A 25,654-nucleotide genomic window follows, 5' to 3' on the forward strand; every position below is an offset into this window, starting at 1 on the left:
GTTTTGCATTCAAAATACATTTTTGTTCGATGGTTTACCCTGATTCATCAAGGTTGTGAGAGCTGTTTTTTGCATTCAAAATGCATTCAAAGGGAAAGCCATGACAGCGGAAATCATCGAAATCTCGCGTCTCGCACTGCATGACCAGGTGGCCTCGCGGCTGCGGACCATGCTGGTGGAGGGCTACATCGCGCCCGGCGCCAAGCTCAACGAACGCGAGCTGTGCCTGCAGCTGAACGTCTCGCGCACGCCGCTGCGCGAGGCCATCAAGCTGCTCGCGGCCGAGGGGCTGGTCGACCTGCTGCCCAACCGCGGCGCGGTGGCGGTGAAGCTCACCGAGGCCGACGTGCTCAACACCTTCGAGGTGCTGGCCATGCTCGAGGGCATGTCGGGCGAGCTGGCCGCAAAGCGCATCACCGACGAGGAACTGGCCGAGGTGCGCGCGCTGCACTACGAAATGATGGCCTGCTTCGCGCGGCGCGACCTGTCGGGCTACTACCGCCTCAACGCGCGCATCCACACCGCCATCAACGACGCAGCGGCCAACCCGGTGCTGTCCAACACCTACCGCTCCATCAACGCCCGCGTGCAGTCGCTGCGCTTTCGCACCAACCAGAACGAGGCGAAGTGGAAGCACGCCGTGCAAGAGCACGAGCAGATGATCGACGCGCTGGCCGCTCGAGACGCCGCCGCCATGCGCAAGGTGCTCGTGTCGCATGTGCTGCGCAAGCGCGACACCGTGCTCGAGCTGCTGCGCGCGGGGGAGATCTATCCCTCGGCCAAGTCGAGCTGAGAACCGCCTTCAAGAAAACAACGACCCACCATGCGCATCGATCCCGCCAGCCACATGCAGCCAGCCGGAACCGTTCTTCCGCCCAACGACACCTGCGAGCTCCTCGCGCGGCGGCTGCGTGCCGACACGCAGGGCGAGGTGCTGTTCGACGACGGTTCGCGCGGCCGCTACGCCACCGACGCGTCGATCTACCAGATCACGCCCGTGGGCGCCTTCGTGCCCACGAACGAACGCGACATCGCCACCGCCATCGACATCGCGCGCGACCTGAAGGTGCCTGTGCTCGCGCGCGGCGGCGGCACCAGCCAGTGCGGGCAGACCACGGGGGCGGCGCTGGTCATCGACAACAGCAAGCACTTCAGGCGCGTGCTCGACGTGAACGTGGAAGAGGGCACGGCCACCGTCGAGCCCGGTCTCGTGCTCGACCATCTGAACGCGCAGCTCAAGCCGCACGGCCTGTGGTATCCGGTGGACGTGTCGACCAGCGCGCAGGCCACGCTGGGCGGCATGGCGGGCAACAACTCCTGCGGCTCGCGCTCCATCGCCTACGGCAACATGGTGCACAACGTGCTGGGCGCCAGCGCGTGGCTGTCGAGCGGCGAGCTGGTCGACTTCGGCCCGGTGGGTTCGCTGGGCGTGCGCGCGGCGGGCATCGCGCAGTTCGTGCGCGGGCTGGCAAGGCAGCAGCGCGAGCAGATCGCCGAACACTGGCCCAAGGTGATGCGCCGCGTGGCGGGCTACAGCCTCGACATCTTCGACAACCAGAGCGAGCGGCCGTACACGGCGGACGGCAGCGTGAACCTGGCGCACCTGCTGATCGGCTCCGAAGGCACGCTGGCGTACACGCGCAGCCTGAAGCTCAAGCTCGCGCCGCTGCCGCGCGCCAAGGTGCTGGGCATCGTCAACTTCCCGACCTTCCATGCGGCGATGGATGCGGCGCAGCACATCGTGAAGCTCGGGCCGACGGCGGTGGAGCTGGTCGACCGCACCATGATCGAGCTGAGCCTGGGGAACCCGGCCTTCAAGCCCACGGTGGAGACAGCGCTCATCGGCAAGCCGGCCGCCATCCTGCTGGTGGAGTTCTCGGGCGCCGACAAGGCCGCGCTGCTGGCACAGCTGAAGCGGCTGGTCGAGCTGATGGGCGACCTCGGCCTGCCCGGCAGCGTGGTCGAGATGCCCGACGACGCGCGGCAGAAGAACCTGTGGGAGGTGCGCAAGGCAGGTCTGAACATCATGATGAGCCTCAAGGGCGACGGCAAGCCGGTGAGCTTCATCGAGGACTGCGCAGTGCCGCTCGAGCACCTGGCCGAATACACCGATGCGCTGACAGAAGTGTTCGCCAGGTACGGCAGCCGGGGCACCTGGTACGCGCATGCATCGGTCGGCACGCTGCATGTGCGGCCCATCCTGGACATGCGCGTGGACGGCGCCGCCAAGATGCGCGCCATTGCCGAGGAAGCGAGCGCGCTGGTGCGCAAGTACAAGGGCGCCTTCAGCGGCGAGCACGGCGACGGCCTGTGCCGCGGCGAGTGGATCGAATGGCAGTTCGGCCCGGCCATCAACGAAGCCTTCCGCGCCATCAAGCGCAAGCTCGACCCGCTGGACCTGTTCAACCCCGGCAAGATCATCGACACACCGCGCATGGACGACGGCGCGCTGTTTCGCTTTGCGCCGCCCACCGCACCCAAGCCGTACCGCCGCATCGAACTCAAGCCCGTGCTCGACTGGTCGGCATGGAACGTCAACGCCGACCCGGTGACCGAAGCGACCACCGCGCCCGGCACCGGCGGCGACAGCACCGGCGGCCTCGCCAAGGCCGTGGAGATGTGCAACAACAACGGCCACTGCCGCAAGTTCGACGCCGGCACCATGTGCCCCAGCTACCGCGCGACGCGCGACGAGCAGCACCTGACGCGCGGCCGCGCCAACACCTTGCGGCTCGCACTCTCGGGCCAGCTCGGCCCCGACGCCTTCACCAGCGAGGCCATGCACGAGACCATGGACCTGTGCGTCGGCTGCAAGGGCTGCAAGCGCGACTGCCCCACGGGCGTGGACATGGCGAAGATGAAGATCGAGTTTCTCGACCACTACAAGAAGCGCCACGGCCACACGCTGAAAGACAAGCTCGTGGCCAGGCTGCCCGACTACGCCCACAAGGCCAGCCACCTGCCTTGGCTGCTGAACCTGCGCAACAGCGTGCCCGGCGCCGCATGGATAGGCGAGAAGCTGCTGGGCTTTTCCGCCAGGCGCTCGCTGCCCGCCTGGCGCAGCGACACCTTCTGGCGCGCGAAGGACAACGAGCCCGGCCTGTTCGCCGATCGCGACGCGGTGCTATCCATCGCGCGGCGCGGCGGCAAGGCTGCGGTGCTGTTCGTCGACACCTTCAACGGCACTTTCGAGAGCGAGAACGCATTCGCGGCGGCGCGCGTGCTGCAGGCGGCGGGCTATCTGCTGCACACCGTCGAGAAGCGCGGCGGGCATCACTGCTGCGGCCGCACCTTCCTGGCCAGCGGCATGGTCGAAGAGGCCAAGGCGAAGGCCGAGGCGCTGATCGATGCGCTCGTACCGCTGGCGCGGGCCGGCGTGCCCATCGTCGGCCTGGAGCCCTCGTGCCTGCTCACGCTGCGCGACGAAACGCTGGTGATGGGCTTCGGCGAGAAGGCGGAACTGGTGGCAAAGCATGCGCTGCTGTTCGAGGAATTCATTGCGCGCGAAGTGAAGCTCGGCCGCTTCGAACTGGCGTTGCGCCCGGCCGAGACGCCGATCCTGCTGCACGGCCACTGCCACCAGAAAGCCTTCGGCGCGGTGAGCCCGGTGATGGACGTGCTGAAGCTGATTCCCGGCGCGCAACCCGAGCTGATCGAAAGCTCATGCTGCGGCATGGCCGGCAGCTTCGGCTACGAGGCCAGCCACTTCGAGGTGTCGATGCAGATGGCGGAAGCGAGCCTGCTGCCCGCCATCCGCGCCAGGCCCGATGCGGTCGTCGTGGCCGACGGCACCAGCTGCCGCCACCAGATAGAAGACGGCGCGCGGCGAGAGGCGGTGCACGTGGCCGTGCTGCTGGAGCGGCACCTCTTGCAAGGCGACCCTGTCGCTGGCACGGCCTGAGGGGTGCCCCCAGCAGCGGGATCGGGCAGGGTGCCGCAAAATGCGCGGCACCCCCTTTGCTCCTGATGTCGACCTCGCTCACTTCCACCGCCGCCCCGGCACAGCCTGCACTTCGGCTTGCATTCGCGCTCTCGATGGGCGCGGCCGTGTCACTGGGCATCACGCGCTTCTCCTACGGTCTGTTGCTGCCGCCAATGCGCGCCGACCTCGGCTGGAGCTATGCGCTGGCCGGCGGCATGAACACGGCGAACGCGGTGGGCTACCTGATCGGTGCGCTGATCACGCCGACGCTGATGCGCCGCTTCGGCGTGACCCGGCTGCTGGTGGTCGGCGCCGTGCTGGCGAGCGTCTTCATGGCGGGCAGTGGCTTCGTGACCGCGGCACCGGCCCTGCTGCTGCAGCGCCTGTTGGCCGGCATTGCCAGCGCCTGGGTGTTCGTGGCGGGCGGCTTGCTGGCCGCGCGGCTCGGCGAGGCCGGGTCTTCGCGCGGCGGGCTGCTGCTCGGCATTTACTACGGCGGCACCGGCTTCGGCATTGCGTTGTCGGCGCTGCTCGTGCCGCAGGTGTTGCGCGCGGCGGCCGACGTGCCGCATGGCTGGGCCTGGGCGTGGTGGGCATTGGCCATCGCGAGCGCGGCGGCCACCGGCCTGCTGGCCTGGGCCGGCCGCGCGATGCCGGAGACGCCCGCGGCGCACGCAGCAATGTCGTCCGCGACAACTGCCAGCGCACCGCCCGTGGCGTTGCACCGCTTCGGCTGGGCGTTGGCAGGCTATGCGCTGTTCGGCATGGGCTACATCGGCTACATGACTTTCGTGATCGCGCTGCTGCGGGAGCAGGGCGCCAGCGCCGGCTTCATCACGCTGTTCTATGCCCTGCTGGGTGTCGCCTGCGTGGCTTCTTCGCGGCTGTGGGCCGGGCTGCTCGACCGCTATCGCGGCGGCCAGCCGCAGGCGCTGCTGAACGGGCTGCTCGGCGTGGCCACGCTGCTGCCGGTGCTGAGCCCCTCGGCGCCGGTGGCGCTGGTGTCGGGCGTGCTGTTCGGCGGGGTGTTCCTGTCGGTGGTGGCGTCGACCACGGCGCTGGTGCGCCACAACCTGCCGCCCGCGCGCTGGGCGCAGGGCATCAGCATGTTCACCATCGTTTTCGCGGCGGGGCAGATCGTCGGGCCGACAGTCACCGGCTGGATTTCCGACGGCCCCGGCGGCCTGGCACGAGGCCTCGTGGCGTCGGCGATCACGCTGTGGGCTGCTGCCGTGCTTGCGTCGCGCCAGCATGCACTGCAGGAGACGCCATGAGCGGCTTTGCCTTGTTCGAGACTGCCATCGGCATGTGCGCCCTGGCGTGGGGCCCGCAGGGGCTGGTCGGCGTGCAACTGCCCGCGGACGACGGCGAGTCGGCGACGCGGGCGCGCATGAGGCAGCGCTTTCCGGAACTGCACGAAGGGCCGCCCGACGAGACGGCGCAGCGCGCCATCTCGGCCATCCAGGGCTTGCTGCAGGGCGTGCACGACGACCTGAGCCACATCGAACTCGACATGCGCGGCGTGTCGGAGTTTCACCAGCGCATCTACGCGATCGCGCGGCGCATTCCGCCCGGGCAGACGCGCACCTATGGAGAGATCGCCGAAGAGCTTGGCGACAAAAGCCTGTCGCGTGCGGTGGGCCAGGCCATGGGCCACAACCCCTTTGCACCCGTTGTGCCGTGCCACCGCGTGCTGGCGGCGGGCAACAAGCCGGGCGGCTTCTCGGCCGGCGGCGGTGCGATGACCAAGCTGCGCATGCTCGCCATCGAGGATGCGCGGCCGAACGGGATGGCTTCGCTGTTCTAGCGGTGCTCAGGTGGGTGCCAGCGCAGGCAGCCGCCGCAGCGTCGCGATGCGCGAGGCAAAGATGATCCCCGCCTGAAGCACGAAGCCCGCGAGCGCCAGCAGCAGGCAGGCGGACTCGCCCTGCGTGGCGCCGACCAGTCCTCCGAGCGCCGCGCCTATAGGCCGCGCGCCGGTGTTGATCGTCAGGAACACCGCCGACACGCGGCCGAGCATGGCCGGCGGCGCAACGCTCTGGCGCAGCGTGGCAGAGGTGATGACCCAGACCATCGGCCCCGCGCCGAAGAGAAAGAACGACAGCGAGGCCAGCGCCGCGCTGGGCACGACGAGCGTCGCCGCCATCAGCGCGCCGGCCACGACCGCTGCCGCCGGGCCGATCTGGATGGCGCGCCCGAACGGCATCCGCGCCACCACCCGTGCCGTCAGCAATGCGCCAAACACCATGCCTGCGCCGTACATGGCGAGCGTGAGGCCGACCGCCTGCGCGCCGAGACCCAGCACGCGCACCGCATAGGGCACATAGGCCGCCTGCAGCACGAACCACGAGATGTTGAAGACCGCGCCGGTCATCAGCATGGGCCGCAGCAGTTCATGCCGCCAGACGAAGCGCGCGCCGTCCCTCACGTCGAGCAGCGGGTTGCGCCGCGATGCAACGTGCGCGCGCGGCGCCTCGCTGAGGCTCAACAGCAGGCCGACGGCCAAGACCGACAGCACGGCAGCGAGCACGAATGCAGCCGATGCGCCCGCCCACGCGACGAGCGCGCCCGCCAGCGCCGGCCCGGCGGTGAATGCCGCGCTGCGCGCAAGCTCCAGCCGCCCGTTGGCCACGGCCAGCGCCTCGCGTGGAACGAGGGCCGGCACCAGCGCAGGCGCCGCGACGCTGAAGCCCACAGTGCCCACGGCGCCCAGGAACCCGAGCACCGCAAGCCATGCAATGCCGAGCTTCGACCAGAGCAGAAGCGCGAGCAGCATCAGCAGCGACACCGCCCGCAGCCCTTCGGCCCATACCATCAGCCGCCGCCGCGACATGCGATCTGCCAGCAGGCCCAGCGGCATGGAGACCAGCAGGAAAGGCAGTGTCTGGATGGCAGCGAGGAAGCCGATTTCTCCGGGGCCGGCCTGGAGTGCCAGCACGGCGACCAGCGGCACTGCCGCGAGGCTCAACTGTTCGGCAGACTGCGCGGCGAGGTTGGACCACGCGAGATTCTGGAAGGCGCGGGGGAGCGGTGTCGTGGTGGATGTCATGCCGGCATCGTGCGGCCGGCCAGCCGATGGCGCTGGCCGCTTCCGGACGTGAGCATCAGCGCCGGGGCTTCGGCTTCGGAGCAGGCGAGGCCACGGGCGAAGACACTGGCGAGACGACCTCCATCACGAAATCGATGAACGCGCGTACCTTCGCGGCCGGCAGGTGCCGTGACGGATAGAGCGCATAGAGCGGAAGCCGCTCGTCGGGCCAGTCGGGAAACAGGTCGATCAGTTCGCCGCTGTCGAGCTGCGGCTGTATGCCCACGGCCTTGATCTGCGCCACGCAGATGCCGGCGAGCACGGTTTCCAGCACGGTGCCCGGATCGGTGAGCAGCAGCCGCCCGGTGGTCGGCACCTGCTCGAGCTTGTGTCCGCGCTGGAACTCCCACGAATAGGGCTGCCCCGTGGCCGGGTTGCGCACCTGCAGGCAGGCATGGCCGCCGAGATCCGCCGGCTTCGCGGGGCGACCATGCTGCGCCAGGTAGGCGGGCGTTGCGACAGTGACGACGCGCGAGTCCATCAGCTTGCGAGCCACCAGCGACGACGACGGCGGCTCGCCGAAGCGCACGGCGATGTCGAAGCCCTCGGCCACCAGGTCGCCTAGGGCCTGTTAACACATCCTCAGTCCATCAGCGACGAGCACGAAGCTGATGAAGCCCAGGAACATGAGGTCGAGTTTCTCGAACCGCGAGAAGATACGGCGATAGCCTTTGAGTCGACGGAACAACCGCTCCACCTCATTGCGGCGCTTGTACATCTCGCGGTCGTAGTCCCACGGTTCGATCCGCGTCTTCATTGGTGGCACCACCGGAATGAAACCCAGATCCAGTGCCAGCTGCCGTGTCTCGTTGCCTTCGTAGGCACGGTCCATCAACAAATGCACCGGTCTGCTGGTCGGCCCAAGACTGCTGAGCAGGCGCCGGCCTTCGGGTGCGTCGTGCGCCTGCCCAGGCGAGAGCGAAAACGTCACGGCCGTTCGAGCATCCGCGGCAACCATATGAATCTTGGTGTTCCATCCACCTCGGGACTTTCCGATGGACTGCGGACCGTTTTTTTTAGTGCCCCTGTGCCGTCGGGATGGACCTTGATGCTTGTGGAGTCCAGCGAGACTGCTTCGATCTTGATGCGCACGACCTGCGCTCGCTGCAACTCCTCGAACATGCGATCAAGTACACCGGCCTTGGTCCAGCGGTTCATGCGCGTGTAGATGGTGTGCCAGTTGCCAAACCGCTTGGGCAGTCCGCGCCACTTGCAGCCATGCTCGGCCACGTAGAGGATCGCATTGACCACCTGCAGATTGCTCAGGCTGACGTTGCCACGCTGCTTGGGCAGGCAGTGCTCAATCGTGGCGAATTGCTCGGGTGTGATCTCCATGCCCCGAAGTATCCGCCGCAGTGGACGCAATCGCTATTAGTGTTAACACGCCCTAGTTGTTCGCGCGCGATCAGCTCCAGCGTGAGCTCGGGGTACTGTGCAAGAAAACGCGGCAGGTGTCGCGCCAGCAGCAGGCGCGAGGTGAATGCGTCGGTGTTGACGCGCAGGCGCCCGCGCACCGCGCCGGATGCGCCCGACGCGATCGTCACCGCGTCCTCGATGCCGAGCACCAGCGGATTGATGTTGGCGTAAAGCAGCCGGCCCTCGTCGGTGAGGTTCAGCGAGCGCGTGGTGCGGTCGAACAGCCGCACGCCGATGCGTGCCTCGAGTCGCGCGATGGAGCGGCTCACGCCGGAGGGCGTGAGGCCCAGCGCCGTGGCGGCGTTGGCGAAGCTGCCGCCTTCGACCACGGCGGCCAGCACGCTGACGTTGGAGAGGAGGCGTCCGTCGAGTGTCATTGCGCGCGCTTTTTCATTGGTGATCAGGTGTCATGAATGATATGCCGCTCAGTCGCTTTACTCAAAGATGATCGGTTTTTACCATTCGACCCCATCTTGACTCCACGCATTCGAAAGGAAAGTTTCATGTACGCAATCACCGGTATCACAGGCAAGGTCGGCGGTGCCGTCGCACGCACCTTGCTGGCGGCGGGCCAGCCTGTTCGAGCGGTCGTCCGCGACGCGGCCAAGGGCAGCTTCTGGGCCGATCAAGGCTGCGAAGTCGCCATCGCGGAAATGGAAGACGCGCAGGCGCTCACGCATGCCTTCACCGGCGCGACGGGCGTTTTCGTGCTGCCGCCTTCGCAGTTCGATCCGCAGCCCGGCTTTCCCGAGGCGAGGGCGGTGATTGGCGCGGTGCGCCAGGCGCTCGATGCGGCGCGGCCTGCCAGGGCGGTGTGCCTGTCGACCGTGGGCGCGCAGGCCGCGCAGCCCAACTTGCTGAGCCAGCGCACCCTGATGGAAGAGGCGCTGGCCACGCTGCCGCTTCCCGTCACCTTCCTGCGGCCCGCATGGTTCCTGGAGAACCTGGCCTGGGACATCGCACAGGCGCGCGAACAGGGCGTGCTCTCCAGCTACCTGCAGCCGCTGGAGCGCGCGGTGCCGATGGTCGCCACCGCCGACGTGGGCCGCGTCGCCGCCGAATTGCTGATGCAGCCGGGCGAGGCGCCGCGCATCGTCGAGCTCGAAGGCCCGCAGCGCCTGAGCCAGCACGACATCGCGGCTGCGTTGTCTGCCGTGCTGGGCCGCGCGGTGCAGGCACAGGCGGTGCCGCGCGAGACCTGGGGCGCGGTCTTTCTTGCGCAGGGCATGCGCGATCCGGTGCCGCGCATCCAGATGCTCGACGGCTTCAACGAGGGCTGGATCACCTTCGCGGGCGGCGATGCCGACGTGCGCAAGGGCACGGTCGGCGTGGCGGACGTGATCCGGTCGCTGGTGGCTTCTTAAGTCGCCTTGGCCGCCTCGGCCTGCATGCGCTCGAACCACTCCGCCACGTAAGCCGCTTCCGGCGCGGCGTCGGGCGACAGGCCGTAGTAGTAGCGGTCCAGCGTCATGCGCAGCGCGGGCAGCGGCGACTGCAGGCGGCCCGAGGCCAGGTCGTGCGAAACCAGAGAGGTCGGCGCCAGCGCGATGCCCAGGCCGTCGACCGCCGCTTGCAGCACGAAGTGCAGGTGGTCGAACTGCAGCCGGCTGGCGGGCCTTGCGCGCGGCGCGCCGAACTGCTTCTTCCAGGCGTCCCAGTCGTCCTTGCGGGTCTTGGCCGAGGCTGTGTGAAAACACTTCCCCCCACGCCTTCTCAAAAATAAAATCGGGTCACCTGTTCAAGCGAGGTGCCCATGAAGCGATTCATCGAAGGCGAGTCCCGCGAGCAAGTCACCTTGCTACCCGAGTGCCTTGACGACTATATCGGCCAGGACAACCCGGTGCGCGTCGTCGACGCCTTCGTTGAAGAGCTGGACCTGCGCTCACTGGGCTTCCAAGGTGCAGACCCTGCAGCCACCGGCCGGCCAGCGTACCACCCGAGTGTCCTGCTCAAGCTCTACATCTACGGATACCTCAATCGCATCCAGTCCAGCCGACGCCTGGAGCGCGAAGCGCAACGCAACGTCGAGCTCATGTGGCTCACCGGCCGCCTGGCCCCGGACTTCAAGACCATCGCCGACTTCCGCCATCACAACAGCGCGGGCATCCGCAACGTCTGCAAGCGCTTCATCGGCCTGTGCCGCGACCTGAAGCTCTTCTCCCAGACTATCGTGGCCATCGATGGCAGCAAGTTCAAAGCCGTCAACAGCCGCGACGCCAACTTCACCCCGGGCAAGGTTGACGCTCGTCAGCGTCAGATCGAACAAAGCATCCAGCGCTACCTCGATGCCCTGGAGACCGCCGACCGTACCCAGCCTGCGGAGGTCGAGGCCAAGACCGAGCGACTGACGGACAAGATCCGCAAGCTGCGCGAGCAGATGCGGCAACTCGATGAGACCCGGGAGCAGTTGAAGAACGAGCCAGATGGTCAGCGCTCCACCACCGATCCCGATGCCCGGTCGATGAACTCACAGGCCAAGGGCGCGGGCATGGTCGGCTACAACGTGCAGACGGCGGTCGATGCCAAACACCACCTCATCGTGGCGCACGAGGTCACCAACATCGGCAACGACCGGGCACAGCTGAGCAACATGGCCAAGGCGGCACGCGAGGCCATGGGCACCGGGAAGCTGCAAGCCTTCGCCGATCGTGGCTACTTCAATGGCATCGAGCTTAAGGCCTGCGAGGACGCGGGCATCACGACCTACGTGCCCAAGCCGATGACCTCGGGGGCCAAGGCTGCGGGGCGCTTCGACAAGAGCGACTTCATCTACATCGCCAAGGAAGATGAATACCAGTGCCCCGCCGGCGAGCGCGCCATCTACAGGTGCAACACATTGGAGAAGAACGGCAATGCGCTGCGCGTCTACTGGACCAGCGCCTGCCCCAGGTGCCCGATCAAGGATCAGTGCACGACAGGCGACTACCGACGCATCCGTCGATGGGAGCACGAAACGGTGCTTGAGCGCGTGCAGCAAAGACTGGACAAGAAGCCCGATGCCATGACACTGCGACGGCGCACCGTGGAGCACGTCTTCGGCACGCTGAAACACTGGATGGGCTCGACGCACTTCCTGACGAAGACGCTGGCTGACCTTGCCCCTGTTTCGTGTAGCTCTTAACCCACGATTCACGCGGCCTTTTTACGCTGTGCCTCGTACCAGCGCTGCTCGTACTGCATCGGGCTGAGGTAGTCCAGCGATGAATGCAGCCTGCGGTGATTGTAGAAGGCCATCCAGTCCATCACCGCCTGCCTGGCCTGCTCACGGGTAGCGAATTTGTGCCCATGCACGCTGGCTGTTTTCAGCCGGCCCCAGAAGCTCTCGGTCGGTGCGTTATCCCAGCAGTTGCCTTTGCGGCTCATCGATGAACGCATGCCCCAGCCCTTCAAGGCATCTTGGAACTCATGGCTGCAATACTGGCTGCCCCGGTCGCTGTGGAATATCACCCCAGGAGGCGGCCTGCGGCGCCACCACGCCATGGCCAGCGCGTCCTTGACCAGGCTGGCCTGCATGTGCGGCTGCAGGCTCCAACCCACCACCTGACGGTTGAACAGGTCGATGACCGCAGCCAGGTAAAGCCAGCCCTCGTCGGTTTGGATGTAGGTGATATCGCCACTCCAGAGCTGGTTGGGCGCCTCGGGGTTGAAGCGCCGCTGTACCAAGTCGGGCGCCACCGGCAGGCTGTGGCGGCTATCGGTGGTCACCACGAACTTGCGTTTGGTCTTGGCCCTGATGCCGTGCTGCTGCATGAGTTTGCGCACCCGGTCTTTGCCCACTCGGATGCCCCGGGCCAGCAGTTCCTTGTGCATGCGTGGCCAACCGTATTCCCCCTTCACCTCGGCGTGGATGGCGCGCATGTACGCCAGCAGGGCTTCGTCGCTGTGACGCCTGGCAGGTCTACCGTGGCCAGAATCACGCCGGCGCAGCCAGTTGAAGTACCCGCTGGCGCTGACCTCCAGCACCCCGCAGGACACATTCACCGGGTACAGCTTTCTCATTTGGTGAATCCAGGCGTACCTCGCAGCGTGTCCTGCGCGAAGTACGCCGCGGCTTTTTTTGCGATGTCGCGCTCCATGCGAAGGCGAGCATTCTCTGCACGCAACCGGGCTATCTCCATCTGCTCGGGCGAGACTTGGATGCTCTTGTCACCACCGCCCGCACCGTCCAATTCTCCCTTGGCTGACAGCCGCACCCAGTTGCCCAGGCTCGCTTTGGGGATGCCCAGTACCTTGGCCACCACCGCAATCGCCTGACCCGAGCGGACCTGCCGAACAGCCTCCTGCTTGAACTCTCGCGTGTACTGCGCACGCACCTGCTTGTCACTCATCTCTGAACTCCTTGTCGGTATTTTCAACAAGGGTTAAGAACTCCACTTTTCAGGGGCAACCTCAGGCGCATGTGGGCACCGAGATGAGCCTGCATGTGCTGGCGTACAACCTCAAGCGGGTGATGCGGATTCTGGGGGTGGCGAAGATGATGAAGGCGGTGCGCTTGGTAGGGGCGTGAGCCTTCTTCAACACATCAGCGCTTGCGCAGCACATCGAATGCCTGCGAAACCCCCACACGCGGAACAAGACCGTCGGATCGCTCGAGACGTCGTCAGAGCTCTGTAAACGCGATGCTTCGGCATACTGGATGCACCGCTGGAGTTTCCACACAGGTGCGCCGGGAGACCGGCAAGGAGTAGGTGGTGCAAGTCCACTGCGATGAAGGAGTAGCGAACCACATCGGCCCCGAGCCGTGCGCGTGCATTCGTGAGGATGCACGTGAAGCGTCGGTAGGGGTACGTGCAGGCCAGCCATTGAGCCGCGATAGGAAACTGTTCCCGGGTGCTGACGCTGTCTGTGTAGCGGAAGGCAACATGTCCAAGTGCGTTCACGCAAGCACTTGGGCAACCCGGCGTGGTCGTAGAACCTGGCATGCACGCACGCTCTTTGCACGGGAACCGGGAGATCTCGGGTTTGACCAGCCGCGGTATGGGGCTGGCCCGCATCGGGAAGGCGAGGAGCCGTAGCCGATGATGAACGGACCCGAGAAGTCAGACTCCGCCATAGTAGCGATGAAGCCTGCGAACAAGGTCGGGCGACCGACTGCGGAGTGGGCGGAGCCAAGGGCGGGGACCAAGGGGAACACGGGCCAACCGCACACGCGACGGACACAGGGCCGCGATAGCGTGTCACAGGGGTTGGACCGTGTACGCAACGCTGCAAGGCAGCGGAAGAAGGAGAAGTTCACTGCGCTGCTGCACCACGTGACGGTCGACTTGCTGAGGGACGCGTTCCTGGCGCTCAAGCGCCGCGCCGCACCCGGAGTGGACGGCCTGACGTGGCAGGACTACGAGGCGAACCTGGAGGGCAACCTTCAGGAGCTGCATGCGAAGGTCCACAGCGGTAGCTACCGGGCACTACCCGTCAGGCGGCGGTTGATACCGAAGCCAGACGGCAAACAGCGCCCGCTGGGGATCGCAGCGCTGGAAGACAAGATCGTCCAGCGCGCTCTCATCGCGGTGCTCAACGCCATCTATGAGGAAGACTTCCTCGGGTTCTCGTACGGGTTTCGGCCCGGGCGCAGGCCGCATGACGCGTTGGACGCACTGTCGGTGGCGATCTGCAACACCCCGGTGAACTGGATTCTCGACGCCGACATTCGAGGCTTCTTTGATTCGGTTAGCCAAGACTGGTTGGTCCGATTCCTGGAGCACCGGATTGGCGACGAGCGCGTCATCCGCCTTGTGCGCAAGTGGCTCAACGCGGGCGTCCTGGAAGACGGGAACTGGAGCGTCAGTGAGAAGGGGACACCTCAAGGAGCAGTGGCATCGCCGCTGCTGGCCAACGTCTACCTGCACTACGTCTTCGATCTCTGGGCTCAACAATGGCGGGGGCGAGAAGCCAGCGGCAATGTGATCGTCGTGCGCTATGCCGACGACATTGTTGCCGGCTTCGAGCACGAAGCCGATGCGAGGCGCTTCTGGGATGCGATGCGGCATAGGCTCGAGCAGTTCGCGCTCGAGCTTCATGGGGACAAGACCCGGCTGCTGGAGTTCGGCCGTCACGCGGCGGTGAGAAGAAGGCAGCGCGGGTTGGGTAAGCCGGAAACCTTCAGCTTCCTGGGGTTCACGTTCATTTGTGGCAGGTCTCGACGCGGGGCCTTCCAGCTCCAGCGCAAGAGCCGGGGCGACCGCATGCGAGCGAAGCTTCGCGAGGTCAAGGAGGAACTGCGTAGCCGCATGCACCACGCCATTCCCGAACAGGGCCGATGGCTGAGGGCAGTGGTCACGGGGTTCTTCGCATACCACGCGGTGCCGACGAATGCCCGGGCGCTCGGCGCGTTCCGCCACTATGTCAGCGATCTCTGGCGACGAACGCTTCGGCGTCGAAGCCAGAAGGATCACATGACGTGGCAACGAATGACGAAGCTCGCTGATGCGTGGCTACCGCCTCCCCGAATCCTTCATCCGTGGCCTGACCAGCGCTTTGCCGTCACTCACCCAAGGTAGGAGCCGTATGCCTGAATCGGGCACGTACGGATCTGTGCGGGGGGCGTCCAGTAATGGGCGTCCCTACCGTAATCCTCGGCCGACAGCAGCACATGCGACGCCAGCGAACGCAGGTCGTCCAGCGGATGGGCCTTGAACAAAGAGGGCGCGCCGACCACCAGCACCTCGTCCTTCAGGAAAGGCCGCGCCTCGATGGACGGCGGCCAGCCTTCGCGCCCCCGGCGCACCGCGATGTCGAAGCTGTCGACCGCCTGCTCGGGCATCACGGTGCTGGTGACCACCTGCGGCTCGATGTCGGGATATTGCTCGACGAAGGAGGGCAGGCGCGGAATGAGCCAGCGCACCGCGAAAGAAGGGCGCACGTTGATGCGCACCGCGCGCGCCGTGCCCTGTGCCTGCAGCGCCCGCGCAGCCGCGCCGATCTGCGCCAGCGCCGGCTCGACCTCGGCGAAGAACTGCTGCCCTTCGGCGGTCAGCGCCACCTGGCGGATGCGGCGCTCGAACAGCTCGACACCCAGGAATTCTTCCAGGGTCTTGATCTGCCGGCTCACGGCGCTGTGCGTGACATGCAGCTCGAGCGCCGCGCGCGTGAAGCTCAGGTGACGGGCTGCGGCGGCAAAGGCGCGCACGGCGTTGAGGGGCGGCTCGCGAAACGGCATGCGTGCAATTTTCTCACGCATGGCTGGCGTTTAAGTCGTTTGTCAGGCAGGCGTGGTGCGGCGCACCATCGGCGCTCGATGTCCAGTACTCCACCCGCTTCCGCCCGGAATTCCACCGACCTGGATTCCCGCCACGCCGCAATGGCGCTCGGCCTGTCGCTGCCGGCCGACGTGGTGCTCTACCTGCTGCTGCCCATGTATGCCGACCAGTTCGGCGTGACGCTGGCCGAGGCCGGCATGCTGCTCGCCGCAAACCGGCTGGTGCGCATCGCGGGCTACGGCTTCGTCGCCCGCTTCTATGCGCGCAACGGCGACCGGCCCACCTGCACCCTGGCCGTCGTGGCCGCGGCGGTTTGCGGGCTCGGCTACACCACGCTCTCGGGCTTCTGGGCGCTGCTGCCGCTGCGGTTGATGTGGGGCCTGTGCTTCGCGGCGCTGAACCTGTCGACGCAGGCGCTGGCCACGGCCGACCCGGTCGGCGCGGCGCGGCGCAACGGGCGCTCGCGTGCCGTCATCGCGATGGGTCCGGTGCTGGCGCTGCCGCTGGGCGCGTTGCTCGCGCACTGGGTCGGGCCGCGCGCGATCTTCGGCATCCTCGCGGTGTTCTCGCTGCTCGCCTGCCTGGTCACGCGGCGGCTGCCCTCGGCGCCGCATCCCGTGGGCAAGCCTGCGCGTCGCTTCAAGCGGCCCAACAGCCTCGACGGCTGGTCGTTCATGGAAGGGCTGACGCTGGACGGGCTCTTCATCGTCGGCCTGTCCTACCTCGGCAAAGACCTGATGCCGGGCGGCGCGGTGATCGTGGCCGGCGTGCTGATGGCATTGCGCTACCTGGCGGAGATCCTGCTGAGCCCGGTCGGCGGCCACATGGCGGAGCGCTTTGGCGCCGAGCGGCTGCTGGTGAGCCTGTCGCTCGTCACCGCGATCGCGCTGGTGGGCTTCGGCCTCGGCTGGCTGTGGAGCTGCGCGGCGCTGATCGTGGTGCTGCGTGCCTTGCAGCTGCCGCTGGTGCCACCCATCGTGGCGCGGCGCACGCCCGGACCGGAGCGTGTGCAGGCGCTGGCAGCGCGATCTGTCTGGCGCGACATCGGTGCCGGCACCGGGCCGTTGATCGCGGGGCTGCTGCTGCCGGTGGCTTCGCCGCCGTGGATCTACGGCATAGCCGCGCTGCTGCTGGCGCTGACCGCGCTGGCCTGCGGCTGGAGTTCGTCGCCCGTGGCCGCGGATGCGACACGCACCGCGGGCTGAACAACAATCCCGTCTTCCCCCTGATCACCTGGAGCTCCTGCAATGACAACGCCGCACGCCATCGAAACCCTGGCGCAGCTCGAAGCCTTGTTCGGCCAGCCCGGCGAAGCCTCGCTGAAGAAGGAGGTGCCGTACCTTCACCCGGCTTACAGGGCGTTGATCGAGGCGTCTCCCTTCGCCGTGCTTTCCACCATCGGCCCCGGCGGCCTCGACGCCTCGCCGCGCGGCGACCCGCCGGGCTTCGTCGTCGTGCAGGACGAAAAAACGCTGCTGATGCCCGAGCGGCGCGGCAACAACCGCATCGACAGCCTGCGCAACATCGTGGCCGACCCGCGCGTGGGGCTGCTGTTCCTGATTCCCGGCGTGGGCGAGACGCTGCGCGTGAACGGCAGGGCGCGCATCACCGTCGAGCCGGACCTGCTGGCCCGCCTGGCGATGGAAGGCAAGCCGCCGCAATGCGTGATCGAGATCCAGGTGGAGACTGTGTTCTTCCAGTGCGCGCGTGCGATCCAGCGCTCGAAGCTGTGGGAGCCGGTGCCGGCGGATGCGAAGCGCACGGTGCCGACGCCGGGGGCCATTCTTTCGGCGCTGACCGAGGCCGCGTTCGACGGGGAAACCTACGACAGGGAGCTGCCTGCCAGGCAGAGGGCCACGCTGTATTGAACGCGGGCGGCGGCTGGTGATCCCGAGCCGGCCGCTCTTCAGCCTTCGGCGCGGAAAGCCCTGCTGGAAACTGCCACCGGGTTGCCGTCAGGATCCTTCGCATTCGCGAACGCGTAGCCGTTGGCTGCGTGCGTGGGGCCGAACGCCAGGCCGTTCGCTGCGCTCCTTTGCTTGAAGCCTTCGATGTCTTCGACATCGAACATCAGCTTCACGCCGGCTTGCCCGAGCTTCACGCTCTTTGCCGCCTGGTGGATCAGCAAGTGGGCGCCGCCGCTCGTAGACCTGAGTTCGATCAGGCCTTCCACGATTTCGAGCGTCGACTCGAACCCGAAGTGCGTGCAGTAGAACGCCGCCGTCGCCCGCATGTCGCGGGCGTACAGGAGGATGGTGTGGAGCGGCGGTGTGCTCGAAGTCACGGGCGAGGATTGTGCCCTTGCGCCCCTGCGTTCAGGCCCGCCCCGGCGCCACAGCCTGCTCGGTGCGCGAGTCGTGCCCGATGATCAGCACCAGCGCGAAAGCCACCACCGACAGCAACGCGAGGAAGATCACCGCGTAGATGTCGTTGCCCATGCGGTCCTTCAGCGCGCCGAAGATCGTCGGGCCGATGTAGCCGCCGAGGTTGCCGATGGAGTTGATCCACGCGATGCCGGCGGCGGCAGCGGTGCCGCTCAGGATGGCGGTAGGCAGCGTCCAGAAGGTGGGCAGCGCGCTGAAGATGCCGAAGGCGGCCAGCGTCACGGCGGCCATCTTGGGAATCGGCGCGCTGATCTGTGCCGCCAGAACGAGACCGACGAAGATGCAGGCCAGCGGAATCAGCAGGAACCACTTGCGCTCCTTGCGCGCATCGGAAGCGCGCGTCCAGAACAGCATGGCGACGGCGCCGACCAGGTACGGGAAGGCGTTGATGAAGCCGATCTGCACATTGCTCAGCCCGCCGAAGCCCTTGATGATCTGCGGCAGGAAGAAGCTCAGGCCGTACAGCGGCACGGTGATGCCCATGTAGACGAAGCCCAGCCCGATCACGCGCGGATTCAGCAGCGACTGCTTCCACGAGATCTTGTTGATCGACTCGCGGTTCTGGCGCTCGGCGTCCAGCGTGCGCTGCAGCCAGGTGCGCTCTTCGTCGGTGAGCCACTTGGCGTCCTTCGGGCCGTCGGGCAGGTACATCAGCACGAAGAAGGTCAGGATGAGCGAAGGCACCGCCTCCAGGATGAAAAGCCACTGCCAGCCGTGCATGCCGCCGATGCCGTCCATGTTCAGGATGTAGCCCGAGATGGGCGAGCCGATCACGGTCGAGATGGGAATGGCGAACATGAACCAGCCCACGATGCGCGCGCGGTAGGCTGCCGGAAACCACAGCGTGATGTAGAAGATCACGCCAGGGAAGAAGCCTGCCTCGGCAATGCCCAGCAGGAAGCGCACGACGTTGAAGCTGGTCGCGCCACCCACCCAAGCCTGCGCCGCCGACAGAATGCCCCAGCTGAACATGATGCGGGCAATCCAGCGGCGCGCGCCGAAGCGTTCGAGTGCCATGTTGCTGGGCACTTCGAACAGGAAGTACGCAAGGAAGAAGATGCCTGCCGCGCTGCCGAACACGGCGGCGGTGAAGCCCAGGTCTTTCGACATGGCCGCGCCGGCAAAGCCGAGGTTCACGCGGTCGAGGTAGGCAATGAAGTAGCTGATCATCAGCAGCGGCAAAAGCCGCCAGCTGATCTTCGAGATGGTTCTCTGTTCGACGGGGTTCATGGTTGTCTCCGGTGTTGTGTGGATTGGTTTTGTGGAGGCTGTCGCTGCGGTGTCAATTGTGTAGTGATGGCTCCCGCTGTTGCTGTTGTGCCCGCATGACCTGGTGCCGCTGCCAGTAGTGGCCGGCCGCGGCCTTGAAGTGTTCCTTCTGCTTGCCCAGGCCGCCCAGCTTGACCTTGGTGGTGCGCGCGCCGCCGAGTGTGCGCTTGTCGTGGTGGGTGACGATCAGGGTGTCGCCGAAGCTGCTGTCCTTGTAGGTCAGGCCCTTGACCTCGTCCCACGGGATCGGCGCGGCGCCGTCGGCGCTCGGGTGCAGGCCGCTGTAGCTCACGTCGATGCGGTTGCCGTTCTTCAGCGCAAAGCTGATTGGCGGAAAGTGACGCAGCACCACGGCGCGCTCTTCTTCCGTTGCCGGCTCGTAGCGGTAGGCCAGGCTGAGTTCGTGGTTCTGCACGAAGCGCTGCTCGTACTCGCTCCACATGCGCTGCTCGATGGCCGCAGCGGTCTCGATGAAGTCGGCCCACGAAGCCTGCGGCGCGGTGGCGACGATGGCGCCGTAGGCGCTCTCGGGCACATGGTGGCCGACGTTGCGCATGCGTTCGAGCAGCGGTGGATGGCTGTCGTACGGGTGCGGCACACCGGCAGTCTTCATGGCTTCGATGAAATCGTCCGAGCCGGCGTACGGCGGCAGGCCGGCCGCCACGAAGCCGGCGATGCCCAACGCGCCGTCGTGCTGACGGTTCTGCTCGAAGAGCCTGCGCTCGACGTCGTTGCGGTAGCTGGCATAGGCGGAGATCTTGATCAGCGACTGCACGATGGCGCTCGGCGCCGTGAGGCCGGCGGCCACGCGGTCTGCCTTGTGCTCGCGCTCGCGGCTGTCGCGTGCAAGGGCGAACGCGAAGATCATGCGGTACAGGCGCAGCAGGTAGTGCGCCACGATGGTCAGGCCGGCGCCGCGCATCTTCCAGGTGTACTGGTCGAACTGCAGCAGCTTGGGGCCCAGGGCCGCGCTGCTGCGGGTGTCGCCGCCGCCCAGGTGGGCCAGTTCGTGCGCCAGTACCGCGTCGGCTTCTGTCTGGTCGAGCACGCGCAGCAGCGGAATGCTGACGAACAGCGTGCGGCCGTGCAGCGTTTGCCCGCGTACTTCGCACGGCGCCTCGGTCACGAAGAAGTTGGTGTCGATGCCCGCCAAGATCTGGTCGGGCGGCGCGGTCTGCACGCGGCCGGCCAGTTGGCGGATGCGCTCCCACAGGCGCGGCGCATCGGCCTCGGCGATCAGTTCGCCCTCGATCTCGTTGTTCGAGGGCAGTTTCTTGAACAGCGTGTAGACGGCATAGAACACGGCCGCCGCTGCCGCGATGCCCGCGATGGCGATCAGCTTGATGTAGTAGCTGTGCCAGAAGTAGGCGGTGACCCAGAACGACAGCCACACCAGCATGGCGCCCTGCAGCACGACCTCGATGGCGCTCGACACCGTCATCAGCCGCCAGCCCGCGACGAAGCTGGCATAGCGCAGGCCGCGGTTGGCAAAGGCCAGCGCGCCCAGCACCAGCGCCGCCGCGAGCAGCGCCGCGCCGACCACGATGGTCCAGATGGCGGCGCGGTCGGCCCAGTGGAACTGCCACTGCATCGAATAGGGGCTGCAGACCTTGTCGTGGAAGTTCTTGTCTTCGGGCGATGTGGCGTCGCAGGCCTTGGAGAGCGGATGCTCGCGGTAGAAGGCGGTGGCCTCGGCCTTGTCTTGCGCCGAGAGCCGGGCGTCGCCGGCAATGCGCTTTTCTATCGACTGCAGGAAGGCGCTGTCCTGCGAGCGCAGGGCGTATTCGGTGAAGACCAGCGTCGCGGCCGGAATGGCGAAGAGCGACACCAGTGTCAGGGCGAACACGCGCAAGAGATCGGTGCGGATCGTGCGGGCAAGAGCCATCGGTAACTTCTCCTGGAAAGCGATTGCTGTGTTTCGTTATGAGGCGGTCCGGGGAAGCCGATAGCGTAGCGGGCGCGGCGCATGGAGTGAAGCGCCGCATGCGTCAAGCGACTGCCGCCACCGACCAGCTACCGAATAAGGTTATCGCTTTTGAATACTTCCGCGCCCCGGGGCGCAGGTATAGCCTTCGTGCTCGCTCATGGCTGTCACCTCCGTCACTCCCTCCGCTTCTTCGTCCCGCACCGACCCGTCTCCGGTCGCATGGATTGCCGGTGTCGGCGCCAGCGCCGGCCTGGGTGCCGCATTGGCGCGGCGCTTCGCGGCCGAAGGTTTCATCGTCGCGCTGACCGGGCGCACGCAGGCCCAGCTCGATGCGGTGGCCGCGGAAATCGCGGCGTCCGGCGGGCGTGCGCATGCGTTCCCGGGCGACGTGGCAAGCGAGGCCGAGATCCACGGCATCGCGCAGAAGGCGAGGGCGCTGGGGCCGCTGACCGTGGCCATCTTCAATGCCGCGAGCGCCGTGCGCGCACCGACGCTGGAGCTCTCCGTCGAGCAGTTCACGCAGGCCTGGCGCACCAGCGCGCTGGGCGGTTTCATCTTCGGGCACGAGGCCTTGCGCGGCCTGCTGGCCAACAGCTTCGAGCCCGCCGGCTCGCAAGGGCGCGGTACCTTGCTGTTCACCGGCGCCACCGCGGCGCTGCGCGGCAAGCCGCCGTTCGCAGCCTTCGCCGCGGCCAAGGCGGCCTTGCGTTCGCTCAGCCAGAGCCTGGCGCGCGAGTTCGGCCCGCAGGGCGTACACGTGGCGCATGTGGTGATCGACGGCGGCATCGACGGCGAGCGGCTGCGCACCGGCGCGCCGCAGCGCGTGGCGCAGGCCGGCGGCGACGGCCTGCTGCAGCTCGAGGCCATCGCCGAAAGTTACTGGCAGCTGCATGTGCAGCACCGCAGTGCATGGACGCAGGAACTCGACCTGCGCCCCTTCAAGGAGCCGTTTTGACAAAGGCAACAAGCAGCAGGAGCCTGACCGAATGAGCGTTGGATCGAACAGCCAGTTGCTGGCCGCCACGCTGCCGTCGGTGGAGGCGGAAGTCAATTACCTGAAGGGGGGCGAGGGCCGCCCGGTCAGCTACACCTTCGAACCGCCGCCCGGCACGCCGTGGGTCACGGGCAAGCTGGAGCCGCGCCGCGTGGCCATCCGCGACGGCCGGCCGCTGGTGGCGTTGAACGAACTGTCGCTCGACCGCAGCGGCTTCACGCAGATCTCGCACCGCAGCGCGGTGGCCGACTTCTCGCATGACGCCACCATCCGCGACATCTACTACCGCGAGTCAGAGGCGCTGCTGCGCGACATCACGGGCGCCGAGAAGATCGTGGTGTTCGACCACACGCTGCGCGACAGCGCCCAGGGCTCGCGCCGCACGGCCGAGCTGCGCGAGCCGGTGCGCCGCGTGCACAACGACCAGACCTTCGTCTCCGCGCCGCGCCGCGTGCGCGACCACCTGCCGCCCGAAGAAGCGGCGCAGCGCCTGAAGCACCGCTTCGCCATCGTCAACCTCTGGCGCCCGCTGGCCACGGTGGAACGGCTGCCGCTTGCGCTGTGCGACGCGCGATCCATCGCCTTCGAGGACATGGTGCCCAGCGACCTCGTCTACCCCGACAAGGTCGGCGAAACCTATTCGTTCACCTACAACCCCGGCCACCGCTGGTACTGGTTTCCGCGGCTTCGGCCCGACGAGGCGCTGCTGCTGAAGATCTACGACTCGCGCGAGGACGGCACCGCGCGCTTCACCGCGCACACTGCCTTCGAAGACCCCGGCAGCGCGCCCGAAGCGCCACCGCGCCGCAGCATCGAACTGCGCGCGCTGGTGTTCTGGCCCGCCGGCAAATGAGCACCGGCAAGCAACTGCGGCTGGGTGCCTTCATGCGCCCGGTGAGCATCCACACCGGCGCCTGGCGCTACCCGGGCGCTTGGCCCGACGCCAACTTCAACTTCGCGCACATCAAGCAGCTCGCGCAGACGCTGGAGCGCGGCCGCTTCGACGCCTTCTTCATGGCCGACCACCTGGCGGTGCTGAACATGCCGATCGAGGCCCTTCAGCGCAGCCACACGGTGACATCGTTCGAGCCGTTCACGCTGCTGTCGGCGCTGGCGCAGCACACGCAGCACATCGGGCTGGTGGCGACCGCCTCGACCACCTTCGACGAGCCTTTTCACATCGCGCGCCGCTTCGCCTCGCTAGACCACCTGAGCGAAGGGCGCGCGGGCTGGAACATCGTTACCACCTCCAACCCCGACGCCGCGCTGAACTTCGGCCGCGACGACCACATGGCGCACGACGAGCGCTATGCCCGCGCCCGCGAGTTCTACGACGTGGTCACGGGCCTGTGGGACAGCTGGGCCGACGATGCGTTCGAGCGCGACGTCGAGAGCGGCCGCTTCTTCGACCCCGCGCGGCTGCACGTGCTGAACCACAAGGGCAAGTACCTGTCCGTGCGCGGCCCGCTGCACATCGCACGGCCGGTGCAGGGCTGGCCGGTGATCGTGCAGGCCGGCGCGTCCGAGCCCGGCAGGCAGCTCGCGGCCGAGACCGCCGAGGTGGTGTTCTCCGCGCCCGGCACGCTCGACAACGCCAGGCGCTTCTATGCGGACGTGAAGGGCCGCATGGAGAAGATCGGCCGCGAGCGCGACCACCTCAAGATCCTGCCGGGCGCCTTCGTGGTGGTCGGCGACACGGTGGAGGAGGCCAGGGCCATCCGTGCCCGGCTCGACAGCCTGGTGCACTACGACAGCGCCATCGCCTCGCTCTCCATCGCGCTCGGCCACGATGCCTCGAAGTTCGACCCCGACGCGCCCTTGCCCGAAGTGCCCGAGACCAACGCCAGCCAGAGCGGGCGCGAGCGCGTGATCGACCTGGCGCGGCGCGAGAACCTCACGGTGCGCCAGCTGGCCCAGCGCCTCGGCGGCTACGGCGGCCTGGCCTTCGTCGGCACGCCGCAAGGCATTGCCGACGAAATGCAGGAATGGCTGGAGGCCGAAGGCTGCGACGGCTTCAACGTCATGTTCCCGTGGCTGCCCGGCGGGCTCGACGCATTCGTCGACAAGGTGGTGCCGGAACTGCAGCGCCGCGGCATCTTCCGGCGTGAATACGAAGGTCGTACCTTGCGCGAGAACCTCGGCCTGCCGCGCCCGGCCAACCGATTCTTTGCCCAGAATTAGCGCCGCCTGAGCGCAGACCCCACGGCTGCAGCGATTGCCGCGCTTGGCGACAATCGGGTCAATGCGTTCTTCTCCCTTCTTCAAGATGGCCCTGTTGCTGGGCCTGCTTTCGGCCATCGGGCCTTTCGCCATCGACATGTACCTGCCGGCGCTGCCGGCCATCGGCCAGAGCCTGCATGCCGACATCGGCGCGGTGCAGATGAGCCTCACGGCGTTTTTCCTTTCGCTCGGCGCGGGCCAGCTTCTCTACGGTCCGATCTCCGACATGGTCGGGCGCAAGCCGCCGCTGTATGCCGGGCTGGTGCTGTTCGCGCTCGCGAGCGTGGGCTGTGCCATGGCCACAGACATCCAGACGCTGATCGTGCTGCGCTTCGTCCAGGGCCTGGGCGCCGCCGCCGGCATGGCGATTCCGCGCGCAGTGGTGCGCGACCTGCACACCGGCACCGACGCGGCGCGGCTGATGTCGCTGCTGATGCTGGTGTTCAGCGTGTCGCCGATCCTTGCGCCGCTCGCGGGCAGCGCGGTCATCGCTTTCGCCGGCTGGCGCGGCGTGTTCTGGGCCGTGACCATCGCTGCGGTGGCAGGCCTTGCCATGATGGTCAAGCTGCTCGACGAGACGCGCCCGGCTTCGGAGCGCGTGGAAAGCAGCCTCGGCAGCGCGCTTTCGGCCTACTGGCTGCTGCTGCGCGACCGGCACTACCTGGGGCTGGTGTTCATCGGCAGCTTCGCGATGGCGGGCTTCTTCACCTACCTGGCCAATTCGTCGTTCGTGATGATCGACCACTACGGCCTGTCGCCCGCGATGTATAGCGTGGCCTTCGGCGTGAACGCCGCCGCCTTCATTGCGGCGTCGCAGTTCACGGGGGCGCTGGGCGAGCGCTACGGGCTGGTCAACCTCGTGAAGTTCGGCGTGGTCTGCTGCGGCGTGGCGATGGTCGCGATGTTCGTGTACTTCGCGGCGGGCGGCGACAACATCTGGGTGCTCATCGTCCTGTACTTCATCGCCTCGGGTTTCATGGGGCTGGTGATCCCGACCACCGGCGTGCTGGCGCTCGAGATGCACGGCGCCATCGCGGGCACCGCCTCGGCGCTGCTCGGTACGCTGCAGATGCTGACGGGTGCGCTGGCTATGGCGCTGGTGGGCCTCTTCACCGACGGTCGTCCGCTGCCGATGGTGGCCGGCATGGCCACCGGCGCGCTGATCGCGCTGGTGCTGACCTGGCTCACGCTGGGCGGCGTGCGCTCCGAACCCGCCGCGCGGGCGCAGCAGGCCTGAG

The 25,654-nt window shown here is 67.2% G+C and carries 21 protein-coding genes and 3 pseudogenes; 14 read left to right on the forward strand and 10 right to left on the reverse strand.

The genetic code is table 11. The features are described 5' to 3' along the window. The first annotated feature begins 100 nt into the window (after positions 1-100). From ACWV14_RS16380 to ACWV14_RS16395, 4 genes are all read left to right on the forward strand, one after another. Positions 101-793, forward strand: a complete 693-nt coding sequence (locus tag ACWV14_RS16380) for a GntR family transcriptional regulator (protein WP_422086634.1) — start codon at positions 101-103, stop codon at positions 791-793. 30 nt (positions 794-823) lie between these two features. Next, entirely contained in the window at positions 824-3,901 is a 3,078-nt protein-coding gene (locus ACWV14_RS16385) for an FAD-binding and (Fe-S)-binding domain-containing protein (RefSeq protein WP_454908358.1), read from the forward strand. 65 nt (positions 3,902-3,966) lie between these two features. Beyond that, positions 3,967-5,196: a YbfB/YjiJ family MFS transporter gene (locus ACWV14_RS16390; RefSeq protein ID WP_454908357.1), complete on the forward strand. Its 1,230-nt coding sequence runs from the start codon at positions 3,967-3,969 to the stop codon at positions 5,194-5,196. Then, positions 5,193-5,729 carry a methylated-DNA--[protein]-cysteine S-methyltransferase gene (locus ACWV14_RS16395; protein WP_454908356.1) on the forward strand — a complete coding sequence of 179 codons (537 nt, stop codon included), beginning with the start codon at positions 5,193-5,195 and terminating at the stop codon, positions 5,727-5,729. Before ACWV14_RS16390 ends, ACWV14_RS16395 begins: the two co-directional genes overlap by 4 nt. Positions 5,730-5,735: 6 nt before the next feature. Here ACWV14_RS16395 and ACWV14_RS16400 read toward each other — a convergent pair whose 3' ends face one another. The 4 genes from ACWV14_RS16400 to ACWV14_RS16415 all read right to left on the reverse strand — a co-directional run bounded on the left by ACWV14_RS16400 (position 5,736) and on the right by ACWV14_RS16415 (position 8,803). Beyond that, positions 5,736-6,971 carry an MFS transporter gene (locus tag ACWV14_RS16400; RefSeq protein ID WP_454908355.1) on the reverse strand — a complete coding sequence of 412 codons (1,236 nt, stop codon included), beginning with the start codon at positions 6,969-6,971 and terminating at the stop codon, positions 5,736-5,738. A gap of 55 nt (positions 6,972-7,026) precedes the next feature. Then, positions 7,027-7,563: a substrate binding domain-containing protein gene (locus tag ACWV14_RS16405; RefSeq protein ID WP_454908354.1), complete on the reverse strand. Its 537-nt coding sequence runs from the start codon at positions 7,561-7,563 to the stop codon at positions 7,027-7,029. Between the two features lie 18 nt (positions 7,564-7,581). Continuing rightward, positions 7,582-8,345, reverse strand: a protein-coding gene (locus ACWV14_RS16410) for an IS5 family transposase (RefSeq protein ID WP_259652097.1) whose coding sequence is annotated in 2 segments (ribosomal slippage) — positions 7,582-8,030 and positions 8,030-8,345 — 765 coding nt in all. Because the reading frame shifts where the segments join, the coding sequence is not laid out codon by codon here. Then, positions 8,273-8,803 carry a LysR family transcriptional regulator gene (locus tag ACWV14_RS16415; RefSeq protein ID WP_454908353.1) on the reverse strand — a complete coding sequence of 177 codons (531 nt, stop codon included), beginning with the start codon at positions 8,801-8,803 and terminating at the stop codon, positions 8,273-8,275. Before ACWV14_RS16415 ends, ACWV14_RS16410 begins: the two co-directional genes overlap by 73 nt. A 126-nt stretch (positions 8,804-8,929) precedes the next feature. Between ACWV14_RS16415 and ACWV14_RS16420 the strand changes: the two genes are divergently transcribed. Continuing rightward, positions 8,930-9,790: an NmrA family NAD(P)-binding protein gene (locus ACWV14_RS16420; protein ID WP_454908352.1), complete on the forward strand. Its 861-nt coding sequence runs from the start codon at positions 8,930-8,932 to the stop codon at positions 9,788-9,790. Here ACWV14_RS16420 and ACWV14_RS16425 read toward each other — a convergent pair. After that, positions 9,787-10,107: pseudogene (locus ACWV14_RS16425) on the reverse strand (LysR substrate-binding domain-containing protein); the annotation flags it as partial. The gene ACWV14_RS16420 and the pseudogene ACWV14_RS16425 sit on opposite strands and share 4 nt — an antisense overlap. 72 nt (positions 10,108-10,179) lie before the next feature. Between ACWV14_RS16425 and ACWV14_RS16430 the strand changes: the two are divergent. Beyond that, positions 10,180-11,514 (forward strand): annotated as a pseudogene (locus ACWV14_RS16430) (IS1182 family transposase); the annotation flags it as partial. Positions 11,515-11,555: 41 nt separating this feature from the next. Here the strand turns inward: ACWV14_RS16430 and ACWV14_RS16435 are convergent. Then, positions 11,556-12,754 (reverse strand): IS3 family transposase gene (locus tag ACWV14_RS16435; protein WP_454902123.1). Its coding sequence is split into 2 segments (ribosomal slippage): positions 11,556-12,487 and positions 12,487-12,754, totalling 1,200 coding nucleotides; the frame shifts between segments, so codons are not numbered across the junction. Positions 12,755-12,765: 11 nt separating this feature from the next. On the opposite strand from ACWV14_RS16435, the gene ACWV14_RS16440 reads away from it, so the two are divergent. After that, complete coding sequence (locus tag ACWV14_RS16440; RefSeq protein WP_454908835.1) at positions 12,766-12,933, forward strand: hypothetical protein; 168 nt, start codon at positions 12,766-12,768, stop codon at positions 12,931-12,933. Between the two features lie 511 nt (positions 12,934-13,444). Next, a complete protein-coding gene (ltrA, locus tag ACWV14_RS16445; RefSeq protein ID WP_454908022.1) occupies positions 13,445-14,923 on the forward strand; it encodes a group II intron reverse transcriptase/maturase in 1,479 nt (492 codons plus the stop codon). Positions 14,924-14,970: 47 nt separating this feature from the next. Here the strand turns inward: ltrA and ACWV14_RS16450 are convergent. After that, a pseudogene (locus ACWV14_RS16450) lies at positions 14,971-15,582 on the reverse strand (LysR family transcriptional regulator); the annotation flags it as partial. A gap of 78 nt (positions 15,583-15,660) precedes the next feature. On the opposite strand from ACWV14_RS16450, the gene ACWV14_RS16455 reads away from it, so the two are divergent. Next, positions 15,661-16,827: an MFS transporter gene (locus tag ACWV14_RS16455; RefSeq protein WP_454908351.1), complete on the forward strand. Its 1,167-nt coding sequence runs from the start codon at positions 15,661-15,663 to the stop codon at positions 16,825-16,827. A 42-nt stretch (positions 16,828-16,869) separates the two neighbouring features. Continuing rightward, positions 16,870-17,490, forward strand: coding sequence for a pyridoxamine 5'-phosphate oxidase family protein (locus tag ACWV14_RS16460; RefSeq protein WP_454908350.1), 621 nt, complete (start codon positions 16,870-16,872; stop codon positions 17,488-17,490). 38 nt (positions 17,491-17,528) lie between these two features. Here ACWV14_RS16460 and ACWV14_RS16465 read toward each other — a convergent pair whose 3' ends face one another. The 3 genes from ACWV14_RS16465 to ACWV14_RS16475 are packed head-to-tail and all read right to left on the reverse strand — an operon-like array spanning position 17,529 to position 21,160. Continuing rightward, a complete protein-coding gene (locus tag ACWV14_RS16465) occupies positions 17,529-17,906 on the reverse strand; it encodes a VOC family protein (protein WP_454908349.1) in 378 nt (125 codons plus the stop codon). A 31-nt stretch (positions 17,907-17,937) separates the two neighbouring features. After that, positions 17,938-19,236 carry an MFS transporter gene (locus tag ACWV14_RS16470; protein ID WP_454908348.1) on the reverse strand — a complete coding sequence of 433 codons (1,299 nt, stop codon included), beginning with the start codon at positions 19,234-19,236 and terminating at the stop codon, positions 17,938-17,940. A gap of 52 nt (positions 19,237-19,288) precedes the next feature. Further along, entirely contained in the window at positions 19,289-21,160 is a 1,872-nt protein-coding gene (locus ACWV14_RS16475; RefSeq protein ID WP_454908347.1) for a M48 family metallopeptidase, read from the reverse strand. A gap of 199 nt (positions 21,161-21,359) precedes the next feature. Between ACWV14_RS16475 and ACWV14_RS16480 the strand changes: the two genes are divergently transcribed. The 4 genes from ACWV14_RS16480 to ACWV14_RS16495 all read left to right on the forward strand — a co-directional run bounded on the left by ACWV14_RS16480 (position 21,360) and on the right by ACWV14_RS16495 (position 25,653). Further along, positions 21,360-22,157 (forward strand): SDR family NAD(P)-dependent oxidoreductase, encoded by a 798-nt coding sequence (locus ACWV14_RS16480; RefSeq protein ID WP_454908346.1) that lies wholly within the window; start codon positions 21,360-21,362, stop codon positions 22,155-22,157. Between the two features lie 31 nt (positions 22,158-22,188). Further along, complete coding sequence (locus ACWV14_RS16485) at positions 22,189-23,049, forward strand: CmcJ/NvfI family oxidoreductase (protein WP_454908345.1); 861 nt, start codon at positions 22,189-22,191, stop codon at positions 23,047-23,049. After that, entirely contained in the window at positions 23,046-24,377 is a 1,332-nt protein-coding gene (locus tag ACWV14_RS16490) for an LLM class flavin-dependent oxidoreductase (RefSeq protein WP_454908344.1), read from the forward strand. Before ACWV14_RS16485 ends, ACWV14_RS16490 begins: the two co-directional genes overlap by 4 nt. A gap of 61 nt (positions 24,378-24,438) precedes the next feature. Next, positions 24,439-25,653, forward strand: coding sequence for a multidrug effflux MFS transporter (locus tag ACWV14_RS16495; protein ID WP_454908343.1), 1,215 nt, complete (start codon positions 24,439-24,441; stop codon positions 25,651-25,653). Position 25,654 lies beyond the last annotated feature (1 nt).

This window comes from Variovorax durovernensis (assembly GCF_977011995.1).